Source organism: Dolichospermum sp. UHCC 0352, from assembly GCF_009711925.1.
In the GTDB taxonomy this organism is placed as follows: Bacteria; Cyanobacteriota; Cyanobacteriia; order Cyanobacteriales; family Nostocaceae; genus Dolichospermum; species Dolichospermum lemmermannii.
Genome location: NZ_VIKY01000243.1, coordinates 1 through 310, shown reverse-complemented (window position 1 = coordinate 310; position 310 = coordinate 1). Strand labels below are relative to the sequence as shown.

General features: G+C 50.6%; 1 protein-coding gene. It reads right to left on the bottom strand.

The features are described 5' to 3' along the window. Positions 1-249 (bottom strand): WD40 repeat domain-containing protein (locus FJR06_RS17525; protein ID WP_371724263.1); only part of this gene is annotated, 249 nt, incomplete at its 3' end. Between the last annotated feature and the right edge of the window lie 61 nt (positions 250-310).

The following is a 310-nucleotide window of genomic DNA, read 5'->3' as shown; positions in this document are numbered from 1 at the left end:
ACTCCTGACCCAACCCTCATGACCTTTCAGGGTATTCAGGACTTTCCCTGTGGTCACGTCCCAGATTTTGATGGTGTTGTCAAAACTCCCAGAAGCCAGTTGTTTGCCGTCGGGGCTAAATCCCACAATGAGCCTACTCTCATTATCTTTCAGGGTATTCAGGACTTTCCCTGTGGTCACGTCCCAGATTTTGATCGTCTTGTCAGCACTCCCAGAAGCCATTTTTTTGCCGTCGGGGCTAAATCCCACACTCCTGACCCAACCCTCATGACCTTTCAGGGTATTCAGGACTTTCCCTGTGGTCACGTCC